A 15,492-nucleotide genomic window follows, 5' to 3' on the forward strand; every position below is an offset into this window, starting at 1 on the left:
GCGCTCAGTACCGGAATTGTATTAGGCAGACTGTGCCGATGAAAGATGAAGAGAGATAAGGAGGATTTGAGACAACAACAAGCGGGCAGCCTGAACGGACGGCGTTAAAACGCACCAGCCGTTCACAACGGCTGGTGGTATGGAATTCACTCAACTGTGGCGATGCTGATCGCGGCGGCAGCGTTTGTCGTAGTGGCGAACCCACCAGTATCTGTCGCTAACCTGTTCATGACCGCCGACGCGAGCGCCAGCCAGCCACAGTACCGCGCCGACAAAGATACTCAGGATCGCGCCGTGTGCGAAAAACTGCGGCAGGTCAAGCTGCGGAAGCTGGTTTAAAATAGAGTAACCAACGCCGACAACCATGACGACCAACCCCAACCCCATCAGCACATTACCGAGTAACGAAGCGTTTCTGCGTTTCATATGTCACCTCCGGAACCTTGGGTTGCATGGGAATATCCCCAAATCTTATAGGTGTAGTATAGACAATGAGCAATATACCGATTGCGTGAAGGATCACAGAAGCGAACATCTTGCCCACAAAAGTTTACAAATAACCCACTGAACAACATCAAATTCTAATTATTTAAACCCGTTATTACCTCTATCAGCCGCGCTTCGCTGGCAGAACTTTGTCAACCGCGCGCGCAGACAGTACACTACGCGCCAGAGAACGACCCAAGCAGGATAAAAAAGTGAGCATAAAATTGATTGTCGGCCTGGCGAACCCCGGCGCTGAATACGCAGCGACCCGACATAACGCCGGCGCCTGGTACGTGGATTTACTGGCGGAACGCCACCGCGCGCCGCTGCGCGAAGAGAGTAAATTCTTCGGCTACACCTCGCGGATTAACCTTGCCGGCGAAGATGTCCGCCTGCTGGTGCCGACCACCTTTATGAACCTGAGCGGCAAAGCCGTCGGCGCGATGGCGACCTTCTTTCGCATTAACCCGGACGAAATCCTCGTCGCCCACGATGAGCTCGATTTACCGCCAGGCGTGGCTAAGTTCAAGCTGGGCGGCGGTCATGGCGGCCATAATGGCCTGAAAGACATCATCAGCAAGCTGGGCAATAACCCGAACTTTCACCGCTTACGCGTGGGAATCGGCCATCCGGGCGATAAAAATAAAGTTGTCGGTTTTGTGTTGGGCAAACCGCCCGCCAGCGAACAGAAGTTGATTGATGAGGCCGTTGACGAAGCGGCACGCTGCACCGAGGTGTGGCTGAAGGATGGCCTGACCAAAGCGACCAACCGTTTACACGCTTTTAAAGCGCAATAACCGGTCGGCGTGCGGAATTTTTGTCACGCACCGTGTATAATAGGCGAAGCTATTTACTTTTCTGCAATCTGTTCACTATAACAGGTTGATTATCCAAAGATTAAGGTGATTTAAATCATGGGATTCAAATGCGGTATCGTCGGTTTGCCCAACGTCGGCAAATCCACCCTGTTCAATGCGCTCACCAAAGCGGGTATTGAAGCGGCCAACTTCCCCTTCTGTACCATTGAGCCGAACACCGGTGTCGTGCCGATGCCCGATCCGCGTCTGGACAAACTGGCTGAAATCGTCAAACCGCAGCGTATTCTGCCGACCACGATGGAATTCGTCGATATCGCGGGCCTGGTAAAAGGCGCGTCGAAAGGTGAAGGTCTGGGCAACCAGTTTCTGACCAACATCCGCGAAACCGAAGCTATCGGCCACGTCGTGCGCTGTTTCGAAAACGACAACATCATCCACGTTAACAATAAAGTGGATCCGGCTGACGATATCGAGGTTATCAACACCGAGCTGGCGCTCTCCGACCTGGATACCTGCGAGCGCGCTATCCACCGCGTGCAGAAGAAAGCCAAAGGCGGCGATAAAGACGCGAAAGCCGAGCTGGCGGCGCTGGAAAAATGCCTGCCGCAGCTGGAAAACGCCGGTATGCTGCGTGCGCTGAAAAACCTGACCGAAGAAGACAAAGCGGCGATTAAATACCTGAGCTTCCTGACCCTGAAGCCGACCATGTATATCGCCAACGTCAACGAAGACGGCTTTGAGAACAACCCCTATCTCGATAAAGTCCGCGAAATCGCCGCCGCCGAAGGTTCGGTGGTCGTCGCCGTTTGCGCCGCCGTTGAGTCCGATATCGCCGAGCTGGACGATGCCGACCGCGATGAGTTTATGGCCGAGCTGGGTCTGGAAGAACCGGGCCTGAACCGCGTTATCCGCGCCGGTTACGAGCTGCTGAACCTGCAGACCTACTTCACCGCAGGGGTGAAGGAAGTCCGCGCATGGACCATCCCGGTCGGCGCCACTGCCCCGCAGGCCGCGGGTAAAATCCACACCGACTTTGAAAAAGGCTTTATCCGCGCGCAGACCATCGCCTATGAAGACTTTATTACCTATAAAGGCGAACAGGGCGCCAAAGAAGCCGGGAAAATGCGCGCCGAAGGTAAAGACTACATCGTGAAAGATGGCGATGTGATGAACTTCCTGTTCAACGTCTAAGCTTTTCTTCGCAGTAACATCATCCATAAAATCCACGCGCTCGCGTGGATTTTTTTATTGTCCGCCATTGCCGTCAGTTCTGGCCCGCCGCCAGCGAATATTTCTTTATTTTGCGATACAGCGTGGCGATACCAATCCCCAGCTCGTCCGCCGCCTGTTTTTTATTACTGTAGCGCGAGAGCGCATCGCGGATCATCTGCCGCTCCATCTCTTCCAGCGCCGTCACGTTCTCCTCCTGGGCGAGGGTCGCTGCCGCGGAAGCAGAAGACGGCGGCTGACTCGCCAGCTCGCTGCTGCTCAGCAGATTGGGCGGCAGCAACGACATATCGATGATTTCTCCCGACGGCACCACGTTGACCAGGTACTCCATCAGGTTGCTGAGTTCGCGAATATTGCCCGGCCAGCGGTAGCGTTTAAGGAAATCGATCACATCCTGCGCCACGCCGGGGTAAACGAGGTTGAGCCGGCCGGTATGCAGATGCAGGAAATAGTGAATCAGCAGCTCGATATCCTCCTGCCGTTCGCGCAGCGGCGGCAGGCGCAGCGGGATCACGTTCAGACGGTAATAGAGGTCCTCGCGAAACTTTCCTTCCGCGATGTACAGTTCAAGATTTTGATTGGTCGCGGAAATAATACGAATATCGACCTGAACCGGGTGGCTGGCACCCACCGGCTGAATCTCCCGCGATTCGATGGCCCGCAGCAGCTTGGCCTGTAGCGTAAGCGGCATATCACCAATCTCGTCAAGAAACAGCGTCCCGCTATTCGCCGCCTGAATCAGGCCAGTCTTACCGTTTGCCGATGCGCCAGTAAACGCCCCCTTCACGTAGCCAAACAGTTCGCTTTCTAACAGCTGCTCGGGTATCGCGGCGCAGTTAATCGCGATAAAGGGCTTTGCGTGGCGGTCGCTGAGCTTGTGGATTGCGCGGGCCACAACCTCCTTGCCGGTGCCGCTCTCGCCGGCAATCATCACGCTGGAAGGGCTCGGCGCCACGCGGCTGATCAGCTTTTTAAGCTGCCGCATGGGCCGACACTCTCCGACCATCGCCTCAATCTGCGGCCCTTCCTGCCCGCTGCTAAAATCGGCGGTCGAGTGCGACTGATGGAACGCCATTAAAAATAGCCATTGATCCTGCACCGCGTGCAGTTGGCCGATAATGAGCTCCTTGCGATCGTCAAAGGAGATAATGTGCTGCATATGTCCGTGCTTGAAATTATCTTCGAAGGTCAACGGCTGAAACTGGATTGCCTTACCAATAACCTGTCCCTGCGTCACGCTCATTATTTTCAGCGCGGCCTGATTGGCAAATTTGACTATTTGATCGTTACCCACCACCAGCACGCCCTGATCCATATTTTCAATCATGGTTAAAAATATTTTATGGATATTGTCGCCGACCGCTCGTTCCTGTAAAAATCGGGAAACGAATATGGTTGATACATGGCGAACATAATCAGAAAACTCCTGGATATTCGCATTAATACGCTCCTGCTGCTCGCGCGTCAGCGCGACAAGGCTAATAACGCCGACGCAGCGGTCGTGATACATCACCGGGGTGCCAAGAAAGGCTTTCTCTTCACATTTATCTTTATTGTTACAGCCTTTGCAAAGGGGGTCGAAGCGGGAATGAGTGACGACTTTTTCGGTCTGTGTTTCAATAATGTAGCGAAGAAGCCGCGAGTTTGAATTTAATTTATAGCCAATCTGCTTACTATAAGCCCCGGTTCCGGCTACCCGGTATAATTCGTTATCGACAATTTCGACTTCCAGCTGGAGGACGCTGGAAAGCATCCGTGCAAACTTCTGAATTGTAGGCTGAATTTGCATTAAAATGGAGGGTGTTTTGGACGGTATCATGTATATCGGCCTTCTCATTATTGCGCACCTGAAGAGCGTCGAGCGCGGTGGCTTTATTTATGTTCTGCAGATGATATCACTCCCTTTGCCAGGGAGCATTGATATAGATAGGGCTAATCTCGGCACCTTATCTTAAATATGCAATAGGAATCACAGTTTCTTATCATTATGATAAATTTATGGCGACTTTTATCATATTGGTGCGATGCGCAGATGATAATCCTATTATTCCTGACGCCAGCAATTGCCCATTACGCTGAAATTTATGGCGGGAGTAAAAACGTCCCCTCTCCCCGTCGCCAAATACTATCCTGAATTCGTGACAGACTTAGCATAATCCTAACCGTTCAATCCTGTCCGCCGCCTCTCCTCGAGAATTTGGCACGCTTATTGTTAGTGATAATACAGCGCTGGCAGTCGCTAATTCGGCAACTCTGCATATCCGACCGCACAGCAATCATTAAGCCGTCATTTACGACCAGGATTGAAACATGAAAACTGTTAACGAACTGATTAAGGATATCAATCAACTTAACTCGCATCTCAGTGAGAAAGACTTTCTGCTGACCTGGGAACAAACGCCGGATGAGCTGAAACAGGTGCTGGATGTCGCCGCCGCGCTGAAAACGCTGCGCGCTGAAAATATCGCCACCAAAGTGTTTAACAGCGGCCTGGGCATTTCCGTGTTTCGCGATAACTCAACCCGCACCCGCTTCTCCTATGCTTCCGCGCTCAACCTGTTAGGTCTGGCCCAGCAGGATCTGGATGAGGGAAAATCGCAGATTGCCCACGGCGAAACGGTGCGTGAAACCGCCAACATGATCTCCTTCTGCGCCGACGCCATCGGCATCCGTGATGACATGTTCCTTGGCGCGGGCAACGCCTATATGCGCGAAGTCGGCGAGGCGCTGGATGACGGCCACAAGCAGGGCGTGCTGCCGCAGCGTCCGGCGCTGATCAATTTACAGTGCGATATCGACCACCCAACGCAGTCCATGGCGGACCTCGCCTGGCTGCGCGAGCACTTCGGCTCGCTGGAGAACCTGAAAGGCAAGAAGATCGCCATGACCTGGGCCTATTCGCCGAGTTACGGGAAACCGCTTTCGGTACCGCAGGGCATTATCGGCCTGATGACCCGCTTCGGTATGGAGGTCACCCTCGCCCACCCGGAAGGCTATGACCTGATCCCGGACGTTATCGAAGTGGCGAAAAACAACGCACAGGCCTCCGGCGGCAGCTTCCGCCAGGTCAACAGCATGGAGGAAGCCTTTAAAGACGCCGATATCGTCTATCCGAAATCCTGGGCGCCGTACAAAGTGATGGAAAAACGCACCGAACTGCTGCGCGCTAACGACCACGAAGGGCTGAAGGCGCTGGAGAAAGCCTGCCTGGAACAGAACGCCGGGCATAAAGACTGGCACTGTACGGAAGAGATGATGAAGCATACCCGCGACGGCGAAGCGCTGTACATGCACTGCCTGCCGGCGGATATCACCGGCGTCTCCTGCGAGGCGGGCGAAGTCACCGAAGGGGTCTTCGAGAAGTACCGGATCCCGACCTACAAAGAGGCAAGCTGGAAGCCGTACATCATCGCCGCGATGATCGTCTGCCGCAAATACGCGAACCCGGGCAAGGTGCTGGAGCAGCTGCTCAAGGACGCGCAGAAACGCATCAAATAATCCCCCGGCTGGCCCACGGGCCAGCCCCACGACTGTCGAACTTCAAAGGATAAGGATCGAGTATGTCTGCTTTCTCATTGAAAATGGATATTGCCGAAAACCGTTTTTTTAACGCGGAGACTTCACCGCTGTTTTCACGCCAGCAGGCGCAGCAGGCTCGCCGCTTTCATCAAAAGATTACCGGCTATAAGCCCACGCCGCTGGTGGCGCTGAACGAACTTTCCGCCCTGTTTGGCGTGCAAAAAATCCTCGTCAAAGACGAATCCCGGCGCTTTGGCCTCAACGCCTTCAAAATGCTCGGCGGCTCTTACGCCATCGCCCGGCTGCTATGTGAAAAATACGATTTAGATATCAACGACCTCTCCTTCGAAACGCTTAAATCCAGCATCAAAGAGAAGATGACTTTCGCCACCACCACCGACGGCAACCACGGCCGCGGCGTGGCGTGGGCGGCCCGCCAGTTAGGCCAGAACGCGGTCATCTATATGCCGAAAGGCTCCGCGCAGGAGCGGGTTGACGCCATTCTGCGCCTCGGCGCGGAATGCATCGTCACCGACATGAACTACGACGACACCGTCCGCTTTACCATGCAGACCGCGCAGAATAACGGCTGGGAGGTGGTGCAGGACACTGCCTGGGAAGGCTACACAAAAATTCCGACCTGGATTATGCAGGGCTACGCCACCCTCGCCGATGAAGCGGTAGAACAGCTCTCCTCAATGGGTATCGCCCGCCCTACGCACGTGCTCCTGCAGGGCGGCGTGGGCGCGATGGCCGGCGGCGTGCTGGGCTATCTTGCCGACGTCTACGGCGCAAAGCATCTCCATTCCATTATCGTCGAGCCGGAGCTGGCCGACTGTCTCTACCGCTCTGCGCTGAAGGGCCAGATGGTCAACGTCAGCGGCGATATGGCGACCATTATGGCCGGCCTTGCCTGCGGTGAGCCCAACCCGCTGGGCTGGGAAGTGCTGCGCAACTGCGCCACGCAGTTTGTCTCCTGCCAGGACGCCGTCGCCGCCCTCGGCATGCGAGTGCTGGGAAACCCGACGGGCCAGGATCCGCGCATTATTTCCGGCGAATCCGGCGCTGTCGGTCTCGGCCTGCTGGCGGCGATTCATTTCCATCCGCAGCGCGACGCGCTGATGCACAAGCTCAAGCTGGACAGCCGCTCCGTGGTGCTGGTGATTAGCACCGAAGGCGACACCGACGTTAAGCACTATCGCGAAGTCGTCTGGGAAGGCAGGCATCCGGCGGCGCAGTAGCCGACTTGGCAAAATTCCTCCCGCCGTGCGGGAAGCTCGTATTCAGAACTGGAGAACATCGTTATGGCTAAGCAAATTCCGTTCAACGCAATCCTGGAAAAATCAAAACAGTACGAAAAAGAGATGACCCGTTTCCTGCGCGATATGATCGCTATCCCCAGCGAAAGCAGCGATGAGAAGCGCGTGGTGCACCGCATTAAAGAAGAGATGGAAAAAGTCGGCTTCGATAAAGTTGAAATCGATCCGATGGGCAACGTGCTGGGCTACATCGGCCACGGCCCGCGTCTGCTGGCGATGGACGCGCACATTGATACCGTCGGTATTGGCAATATCAAAAACTGGAACTTCGACCCGTACGAAGGTATGGAAACCGATGAGCTGATCGGCGGACGCGGCGCGTCTGACCAGGAGGGCGGAATGGCCTCCATGGTATACGCCGGTAAAATTATTAAAGATCTGGGCCTGGAAGATGAGTATACCATGCTGGTCACCGGTACCGTTCAGGAAGAGGATTGCGACGGCCTGTGCTGGCAGTACATCATCGAACAATCCGGCATACGTCCTGAATTTGTGGTCAGCACCGAGCCCACCGACTGCCAGATTTACCGCGGGCAGCGCGGGCGTATGGAGATCCGCGTGGAGGTTCAGGGCGTCAGCTGCCACGGCTCCGCCCCGGAGCGCGGCGATAACGCCATCTTCAAAATGGCGCCGATCCTGACCGAGCTGGAGCAGCTTTCGCAGAAGCTGGGCTATGACGAATTCCTCGGCAAAGGCACCCTGACCGTTTCCGAGATTTTCTTCACCTCGCCGAGCCGCTGCGCGGTGGCGGATAGCTGCGCCGTCTCCATCGACCGCCGTCTGACCTGGGGCGAAACCTGGGAAGGCGCGCTGGATGAAATCCGCGCGCTGCCGGCGGTGAAAAAAGCCGCCGCGGTGGTCTCGATGTACAACTACGAGCGTCCCTCCTGGACCGGCCTGGTCTACCCGACCGAATGCTACTTCCCGACCTGGAAAGTGGAAGAGAACCACTTCACCGTCCGCGCCCTGAGCAACGCCTATGAAGGGCTGTTCGGCAAAGCGCCGGTGGTGGATAAGTGGACCTTCTCCACCAACGGCGTCTCCATTATGGGCCGCCACGGCATTCCGGTTATCGGCTTTGGGCCAGGGAAAGAGCCGGAAGCGCATGCGCCAAATGAGAAAACCTGGAAATCGCATCTGGTGACCTGCGCCGCGATGTATGCCGCCATCCCGCTGAGCTGGCTGGCCACGGAGTAATCGTTCGTCCTGTCTGCCGCCGCGTCCTGCGGCGGCATATTGAGGTTTCTATGCGCGTACTGATTAAAAATGGCCTCGTCGTCAACGCCGACGGCCAGGTGAAGCAGGACCTGCTTATCGAAGATGGCCTCGTCAAGCGCCTTGCCGATTCAATTGAGGCCGAACAACCCTGCGAAGTGATTGACGCCGAGGGCTGCTACGTGATGCCCGGCGGCGTCGACGTTCATACCCATTTCAATATTGACGTGGGTCTCGCCCGCAGCTGCGATGATTTCTTTACCGGCACCCGGGCCGCGGCCTGCGGCGGTACCACTACCATTGTTGATCATATGGGCTTCGGGCCCGTCGGCTGTCATCTACGCCACCAGTTCGAAGTCTATCGCGGCTACGCCGCCTATAAAGCCGTTATCGACTACAGTTTTCACGGCGTTATCCAGCACGTTAACCACGGCATTCTCGACGAGATTCCGATGATGGTGGATAGCGGCATCAGCAGCTTTAAGCTCTATCTGACCTACCAGTACAAACTCAACGATGATGAGATATTGCAGGCGATGCGCCACCTCCAGCGCGCCGGCGCGCTGACTACCGTGCATCCCGAAAACGATGCCGCCATCGCCCAGCGCCGGGCTGAATTTATCAACGCCGGTAAAACCGCGCCGCGCTATCACGCCCTGAGCCGCCCGCTGGAGTGCGAGGCGGAAGCCATCGCCCGAACCATCAACCTTGCGCAGCTGGCGGGTAACGCGCCGCTGTATATCGTGCATCTTTCCAACGCCCTGGGTCTGGAATATCTACGCCTGGCCAGAAGACGCCGCCAGCCGGTGTGGGTGGAGACCTGTCCGCAGTATCTGCTGCTGGACGAGCGCTGCTACGAGCGCGAAGACGCACTTAACTATCTGCTCAGCCCTCCTCTGCGCAACGCCAGCAACAACGATGCGCTATGGAGTGGTATCAGCAATGGCGACATTGACACGGTCGCCACCGACCACTGCGCGTTCTCAGCACAGCAGCGCAGGCAGATCTCCGGCGGCGACTTTAGCCGCTGCCCGAACGGTCTGCCGGGAGTGGAAAACCGCCTGCTGCTGCTGTTCTCGCATGGGGTCATGACCGGGCGCATCACCCCCGAGCGCTTTGTGGCGCTCACCAGCGCCAATCCGGCGAAGCTGTTTGGCCTGTGGCCGCAGAAGGGCTTGCTGGCGCCCGGCGCCGATGGCGACGTGGTGATCATCGACCCCAAACGCACCACCACCATTCGCCACGACATGCTGCACGACAACGCTGACTATTCACCCTATGAGGGCTTTATCTGCCAGGGCGCGATTCGCCAGACGCTCTCCCACGGCAGGGTGATTTTTGATAACGGCACCTTTAGCGGCACCGCCGGGCAGGGCCGTTTTTTACGCCGACAACCCTTTTCCACCGCTCACCTGGCCGTCAGCGGAACAGAAACGTAATGAGAGGATGCTATGAGTAAAAAAATTGTTCTCGCTCTCGGCGGGAATGCGCTGGGCGACGATCTCGCCGGACAGATGCAGGCCGTACGGCACACCGCGCGGACGATCGTCGATCTTATCGCCCTTGGTCATCAGGTGGTGGTGACTCACGGTAACGGCCCGCAGGTGGGCATGATCAACCAGGCCTTTGAAGCCGCGGCCAAGACCGAGGCCCACACGCCCATGCTGCCGATGTCGGTCTGCGTGGCGTTGAGCCAGGGCTACATCGGCTACGACCTGCAGAACGCGATTCGCGAAGAGCTGCTGTCGCGCCAGCTGGATATTCCAGTGGCGACCCTGATAACCCAGGTGGAAGTGGACGCTAACGATGAAGCTTTTCTTAATCCGACCAAGCCCATCGGCTCGTTCTTCAGCAAAGAAGAGGCCGAAAAGCTGAGCCAAAACGGCTACATCATGAAAGAGGACGCCGGGCGCGGCTACCGTCGCGTCGTGGCATCGCCTAAGCCGGTCGATATTATCGAGAAACAAACGGTAAAAGCGCTGATGGATGACTGCCACGTGGTGATCACCGTCGGCGGCGGCGGCATTCCAGTGATTCGCGAGGGTAACCATCTGCGCGGCGCCAGCGCGGTCATCGACAAGGACTGGGCCAGCGCGAAGCTGGCGGAGACGATCGACGCCGACCTGCTGATCATTCTCACCGCCGTGGAAAAGGTGGCGATCAACTTCGGTAAACCTGGCGAACAGTGGCTGGATAACCTCTCCCTGCGCGATGCCGAACGTTTTATCGCAGAGGGACACTTTGCCAAAGGCTCGATGCTGCCGAAAGTGGAAGCCGCCGCCGCTTTCGCCCGCTCCCGGCCGGGACGCCAGGCGCTGATCACCATGTTAAGCAAAGCCAAAGAGGGTATCGAAGGGAAAACCGGCACCATCATTAGCCAGTAAGCTACGCGTTGCCGGGCGCCTCCCGGCAACATTTCCCCTGGCAGGACCTCAGATTTCCACCGTCTCCACGGCATATTCCTGCTGGCCCGCCTGTTTCACCTGGTTCATCAGCCCCCCCGGCGCGCCGTTTTTCACCTGCAGGATCTCCGCCAGCACGCTGATGGCGATCTCGTTTGGCGTCTCGGCGCCGATGTCGTAGCCAATCGGCGCCCGCAGGCGGCTGATATCCGCCTCCGGCACGCCGTTCTCCCGCAGCTGGCGTACAAAGGCCTGCACTTTCCGCCGACTGGCCAGCAGCCCCAGCCAGGCGACCGGCTGGGTTATCAGCCTGTCCAGCGCCTCCCAATCCTGGTTGTTGGTGGCAATCAGCACGAAATCCTGCGGCCGTACCGCCATCGCCTCCACCACGTCCGTGAAGCTGGCGGCGTGCGCCAGCCGCGCCGAAGCGGGGAAAGCGTCGGGACAGAGGCTTGCGGCATAGGTATCGCCGACGCAGATATCAAAATCCAGCAGCGCCGCGGCGTGGGCAACCGCGCGGTTAACGTGCCCGGCGCCGACCAGCAGCAGGCGCGGGCGCAGGCCGTGAACGCTGATGTATACCGACATCGCGCCGCCGCAGTCGGAGCCCACGGCGTCGCTGCCGGTGCGCGCCATACGGCCGTGAAACATTCGCGATTCCCGCTCGCGCAGCGCCGCCTGCGCCGCATCGATAACTTTACGCTCTACCATCCCGCCGCCAATGGTCCCCACAATCGAACCGTCCTCTCGGATCAGCATCTGAGCGGCGTGTCGGGGGGTGGAGCCCCGGCTTTCAACAATCTGCGCGAGGGCAAAGGGGCGGTTCTGTTCTTCAAGCCGTGCTGCTTCTTCGAAAATATTCATACCAACCTCAAAGGCAATTTCTTTTACGGTTTTGGGGATTGTCTGCGATATTGCCCGGCTTCTCAGTTTGAGAGCTCACCCTCCGTTGAAAATACCGTCGCAGCGACCGATAATGGCTATGCAATATTTATACTGCCCCGCCGTTTTTTATCGCGAATTGTGAATCAGGTCATTTTTTTAGCCCTGGCGACGTTGAAATTAGGCTATCGCGCCGATTATTCCGTCAACCGCCGAGCCAAATTTCCGCCGCCCGCTGAAAACGCCGCCGGGCGGCCCGGGTAAATTATCATTCTGATATTTGCGATCTGATTTTGAGAAATCTCACCCGCTCAAAAAACGTATTGATTTGAGTTCTCATTCCCCAACGATGAAATTATTCACGCCGCGGCGTTGAGTTTCGACCTGGTTCACAAATTAATTATTCCGCCGCCGCGGTTTGAATAACTGGTGTGATTGTTGCTCCTCTTCCGTTATCCGTCGGGATGATGACCACCGGCAATGTCGATCTTACAATGATATCTAAGGAGTGGGTTATGGGAGATATAATGCGTCCCGTGCCGTTTGAGGAGCTATTAACGCGCATTTTCGATGAGTATCAGAGTCAGCGATCTATTTTTGGCATTCCTGAACAGCAGTTTTATTCGCCGCAGGCGCAGCGTTCGATCGGCGTATTCGGCGAAAGCTGCGCCACGCCTCTCGGCCCGGCTGCCGGGCCGCACACCCAGCTGGCGCAGAACATTATTACCGCCTGGCTAACCGGCGGGCGGTTTATAGAGCTGAAAACCGTTCAGATCCTTGACCGCCTGGAGCTGGAAAAGCCCTGTATCGATGCGGAAGATGAGTGCTTCAATACCGAATGGTCCACTGAATTTACCCTGAAAAAAGCCTGGGATGAGTACCTGAAAGCCTGGTTCGCCCTGCATCTGCTGGAGCAGGTCTTTCCGCTGGCGACGAACAAAGAGAGCAAGTCGTTTATTTTCAATATGAGCGTCGGCTACAACCTTGACGGTATTAAGCAGCCGCCGATGCAGGAATTTATCGACAACATGATGGACGCCTCCGCGCATCCTAAATTCGCCCAGTACCGCGACACGCTGAACCGCTGGCTGCAAAATAAACCCTTTATTGACAGCCTGCCAACATGCGCGCGCAAAGACGGGCTGGACAACCTGGCGCAGCGCGTACCGGCCAGGCTGGTCCAGGGCGTCACCCTCTCGACGATGCACGGCTGCCCGCCGGATGAGATCGAAGCCATCTGCCGCTATATGCTGACCGAGAAAAATCTCAATACCTTTGTGAAGCTCAATCCGACCCTGCTCGGCTATCCGCGCGTGCGCCAGATCCTCGACGCCTGCGGCTTCGGCTATATCGGCCTTAGCGAAGCGTCGTTTGACCACGACCTTAAGATCGACCGGGCGCTGGAGATGCTGACGCGCCTGATGGCGCTGGCGAAGGAGCGCAGCCTCGGCTTTGGCGTCAAGCTGACCAACACCCTCGGCACCGTCAACAACAAGGGGGCGCTGCCCGGGGATGAAATGTATATGTCCGGGCGCGCGCTGTTCCCGCTCTCTATCAACGTGGCCGCCCTGCTCTCGCGGGCGTTTGACGGCAAGCTGCCGATCTCCTACTCCGGCGGCGCCAGCCAGCTCAACATTCGCGAGATTTTCGACACCGGTATTCGCCCTATCACCATGGCCACCGACCTGCTGAAGCCGGGAGGATATCTGCGCCTGAGCGAGTGCATGCGCGAGCTGGAGAAAGCCGACGGCTGGAACATGACGCAGATCGATGTCGAGCGCCTCAACGCGCTGGCGGAAAAAGCGGTGAGCATGGACTACACCCAGAAACAGTGGAAGCCGGAAGAGCGCATTGATACTGGCGAGCCGCTGCCGCTGCTGGACTGCTACGTCGCCCCCTGCGTGACGGCCTGCGCCATCAAGCAGGATATTCCGGAGTATATCCGCCTGCTGGGCGAGCATCGCTACGCCGACGCGCTGGAGCTGATCTATCAGCGCAACGCTTTACCGGCCATCACTGGCCATATCTGCGATCACCAGTGCCAGTACAACTGTACGCGGCTGGATTACGACAGCGCGCTCAACATCCGCGAACTGAAAAAAGTGGCGCTGGAGAAAGGCTGGGACGCGTACCGTAGCCGCTGGCATAAGCCCGCGGGATCCGGCTCCCGGCACCCGGTAGCGGTGATCGGCGCAGGCCCTGCCGGTCTCGCCGCCGGCTACTTCCTCGCCCGCGCCGGGCATCCGGTCACGGTTTTTGAACGTGAAGCCAACGCCGGGGGCGTGGTACAGAATATCATTCCGCAGTTCCGCATTCCCGGGGAACTTATCCAGCACGATATTGATTTTGTCGTCGCCCACGGCGTCAAAATTGAATACGGTTGCGATCCGCATCTGAGCGTGGAAAAGCTGCAGGCGAAAGGTTTTCGTTACGTGCTGGTCGGCACCGGTACCGATAAAAACAGCGGCGTGAAGCTGGGCGGCGACAACCAGAACGTGCATAAGTCGCTGCAGTTCCTGCGCCAGTTTAACCGCGGCGCCGAGCTGAATCTGGGCAAACATGTGGCCGTGGTCGGCGCCGGCAATACCGCGATGGACTGCGCCCGCGCGGCGCTGCGCGTACCGGGCGTGCAGAGCGCGACCATCGTCTATCGCCGTTCTCAGCAGGAGATGCCCGCCTGGCGCGAAGAGTACGATGAGGCGCTGCTCGACGGCGTCGGCTTCGAGTGGCTATGTAACCCGGAACAGTTTAACGCCGACGGAACGCTCGTCGTACGCGTCATGAAGCTGGGCGAGCCGGATGAGAAAGGCCGCCGCCGTCCGGTAGAAACCGATGAACTTCGCACGCTGAAAGTCGACTCCCTGATTACCGCCATCGGCGAGCAGCAGGACGGCGAAGCGCTGTCGGCAATGGGGATCCCGCTCGACCCGCAGGGCTGGCCGGTGGTCAACGCCGATGGCGAGACCAGCAAGCCGAACGTCTTCCTGATCGGCGACGTTCAGCGCGGCCCCTCATCTATCGTCTCCGCTATCGGCAACGCGCGACGGGCCACGGACGTGATTCTGGCCCGGGAAAATATCGCCAGCCGCTACGGAAACAAAGTCTGGAACAATGTCGATCCGGCGAAGGTGTACCAGCGCAAAGGCGCCATCGCCGTCACCCTGGTGGATAAAAACCAGCGCGAGGCTTTTGTCGAGCAGGAAGCCAGCCGCTGCCTGGAGTGTAACTACGTGTGCAGCAAGTGCGTCGACGTCTGTCCGAACCGCGCCAATATTTCCGTGGCCGTCCCGGGCTTCCAGAATCGCTTCCAGACCCTGCATCTGGACGCTTATTGCAACGAATGCGGCAACTGCGCTCAGTTCTGCCCGTGGCAGGGAAAACCGTATAAAGACAAAATCACCGTGTTCAGCCTGGAGCAGGATTTTGTCAACAGCACCAATCCGGGCTTCTTCGTCGCGGGCGCCAGCGTCAAAGTGCGTCAGGACGACCAGACGTGGCAGCTGGAAATAAACGACCGCGGCCAGTTTAACGAGGTACCGGCCCAGTTGGATGCCATGTGCCGCATCATAAGCCATATTCATCAGCACCAAAGCTATCTTCTGGGAGGCGTTGAAGTATGAG

At 57.4% G+C, this 15,492-nt stretch carries 10 protein-coding genes and 1 pseudogene; 8 read left to right on the forward strand and 3 right to left on the reverse strand.

Features of this window, described 5'->3' with window-relative positions:
* Positions 1–150: 150 nt before the first annotated feature.
* Positions 151–426, reverse strand: coding sequence for a stress-induced protein YchH (gene ychH / locus BWI76_RS17475; protein WP_004121828.1), 276 nt, complete (start codon positions 424–426; stop codon positions 151–153).
* Between the two features lie 272 nt (positions 427–698).
* Here ychH and pth point away from each other — a divergent pair, with 272 nt between their 5' ends.
* Both pth and ychF read left to right on the forward strand, forming a co-directional pair.
* Positions 699–1,283, forward strand: a complete 585-nt coding sequence (pth, locus tag BWI76_RS17480) for an aminoacyl-tRNA hydrolase (protein WP_004121831.1) — start codon at positions 699–701, stop codon at positions 1,281–1,283.
* A 117-nt stretch (positions 1,284–1,400) separates the two neighbouring features.
* Positions 1,401–2,495: a redox-regulated ATPase YchF gene (ychF, locus tag BWI76_RS17485; protein ID WP_004133353.1), complete on the forward strand. Its 1,095-nt coding sequence runs from the start codon at positions 1,401–1,403 to the stop codon at positions 2,493–2,495.
* Positions 2,496–2,568: 73 nt separating this feature from the next.
* On the opposite strand, the gene BWI76_RS17490 is transcribed toward ychF, so the two are convergent.
* Positions 2,569–4,353 carry a sigma 54-interacting transcriptional regulator gene (locus tag BWI76_RS17490; protein ID WP_049130499.1) on the reverse strand — a complete coding sequence of 595 codons (1,785 nt, stop codon included), beginning with the start codon at positions 4,351–4,353 and terminating at the stop codon, positions 2,569–2,571.
* A 491-nt stretch (positions 4,354–4,844) separates the two neighbouring features.
* Between BWI76_RS17490 and ygeW the strand changes: the two genes are divergently transcribed.
* From ygeW to arcC, 5 genes are all read left to right on the forward strand, one after another.
* On the forward strand, positions 4,845–6,032 hold the full coding sequence (gene ygeW, locus BWI76_RS17500) for a knotted carbamoyltransferase YgeW (RefSeq protein WP_004133351.1): 1,188 nt from the start codon (positions 4,845–4,847) through the stop codon (positions 6,030–6,032).
* 62 nt (positions 6,033–6,094) lie between these two features.
* Positions 6,095–7,294 carry a diaminopropionate ammonia-lyase gene (gene dpaL, locus BWI76_RS17505; RefSeq protein ID WP_004133350.1) on the forward strand — a complete coding sequence of 400 codons (1,200 nt, stop codon included), beginning with the start codon at positions 6,095–6,097 and terminating at the stop codon, positions 7,292–7,294.
* Positions 7,295–7,357: 63 nt separating this feature from the next.
* Positions 7,358–8,569, forward strand: a complete 1,212-nt coding sequence (locus BWI76_RS17510; RefSeq protein ID WP_004133348.1) for a YgeY family selenium metabolism-linked hydrolase — start codon at positions 7,358–7,360, stop codon at positions 8,567–8,569.
* A gap of 50 nt (positions 8,570–8,619) precedes the next feature.
* The gene (hydA, locus tag BWI76_RS17515; protein WP_024357854.1) at positions 8,620–10,026 is read left to right on the forward strand and encodes a dihydropyrimidinase; all 1,407 of its coding nucleotides are present in this window, start codon (positions 8,620–8,622) and stop codon (positions 10,024–10,026) included.
* Positions 10,027–10,038: 12 nt separating this feature from the next.
* Complete coding sequence (gene arcC / locus BWI76_RS17520; protein ID WP_004133343.1) at positions 10,039–10,971, forward strand: carbamate kinase; 933 nt, start codon at positions 10,039–10,041, stop codon at positions 10,969–10,971.
* Between the two features lie 105 nt (positions 10,972–11,076).
* On the opposite strand, the pseudogene BWI76_RS17525 reads toward arcC, so the two are convergent.
* Positions 11,077–11,853, reverse strand: a pseudogene (locus BWI76_RS17525) (XdhC family protein); the annotation flags it as partial.
* A gap of 533 nt (positions 11,854–12,386) precedes the next feature.
* On the opposite strand from BWI76_RS17525, the gene ygfK reads away from it, so the two are divergent.
* Entirely contained in the window at positions 12,387–15,491 is a 3,105-nt protein-coding gene (gene ygfK, locus BWI76_RS17535; protein WP_049088163.1) for a putative selenate reductase subunit YgfK, read from the forward strand.
* Position 15,492 lies beyond the last annotated feature (1 nt).

It is taken from the genome of Klebsiella sp. M5al (genome assembly GCF_002090195.1).
Taxonomy (GTDB): Bacteria; Pseudomonadota; Gammaproteobacteria; order Enterobacterales; family Enterobacteriaceae; genus Klebsiella; species Klebsiella grimontii.

Bases quoted from the DNA above. Each gene is read 5' to 3' on its own strand.
- dpaL (WP_004133350.1), top strand. From the start codon at position 6,095: ATGTCTGCTTTCTCATTGAAAATGGATATTGCCGAAAACCGTTTTTTT.
- ychH (WP_004121828.1), bottom strand. From the start codon at position 426: ATGAAACGCAGAAACGCTTCGTTACTCGGTAATGTGCTGATGGGGTTG.
- hydA (WP_024357854.1), top strand. From the start codon at position 8,620: ATGCGCGTACTGATTAAAAATGGCCTCGTCGTCAACGCCGACGGCCAG.
- ygeW (WP_004133351.1), top strand. From the start codon at position 4,845: ATGAAAACTGTTAACGAACTGATTAAGGATATCAATCAACTTAACTCG.
- arcC (WP_004133343.1), top strand. From the start codon at position 10,039: ATGAGTAAAAAAATTGTTCTCGCTCTCGGCGGGAATGCGCTGGGCGAC.
- BWI76_RS17510 (WP_004133348.1), top strand. From the start codon at position 7,358: ATGGCTAAGCAAATTCCGTTCAACGCAATCCTGGAAAAATCAAAACAG.
- ygfK (WP_049088163.1), top strand. From the start codon at position 12,387: ATGGGAGATATAATGCGTCCCGTGCCGTTTGAGGAGCTATTAACGCGC.
- ychF (WP_004133353.1), top strand. From the start codon at position 1,401: ATGGGATTCAAATGCGGTATCGTCGGTTTGCCCAACGTCGGCAAATCC.
- BWI76_RS17490 (WP_049130499.1), bottom strand. From the start codon at position 4,353: ATGATACCGTCCAAAACACCCTCCATTTTAATGCAAATTCAGCCTACA.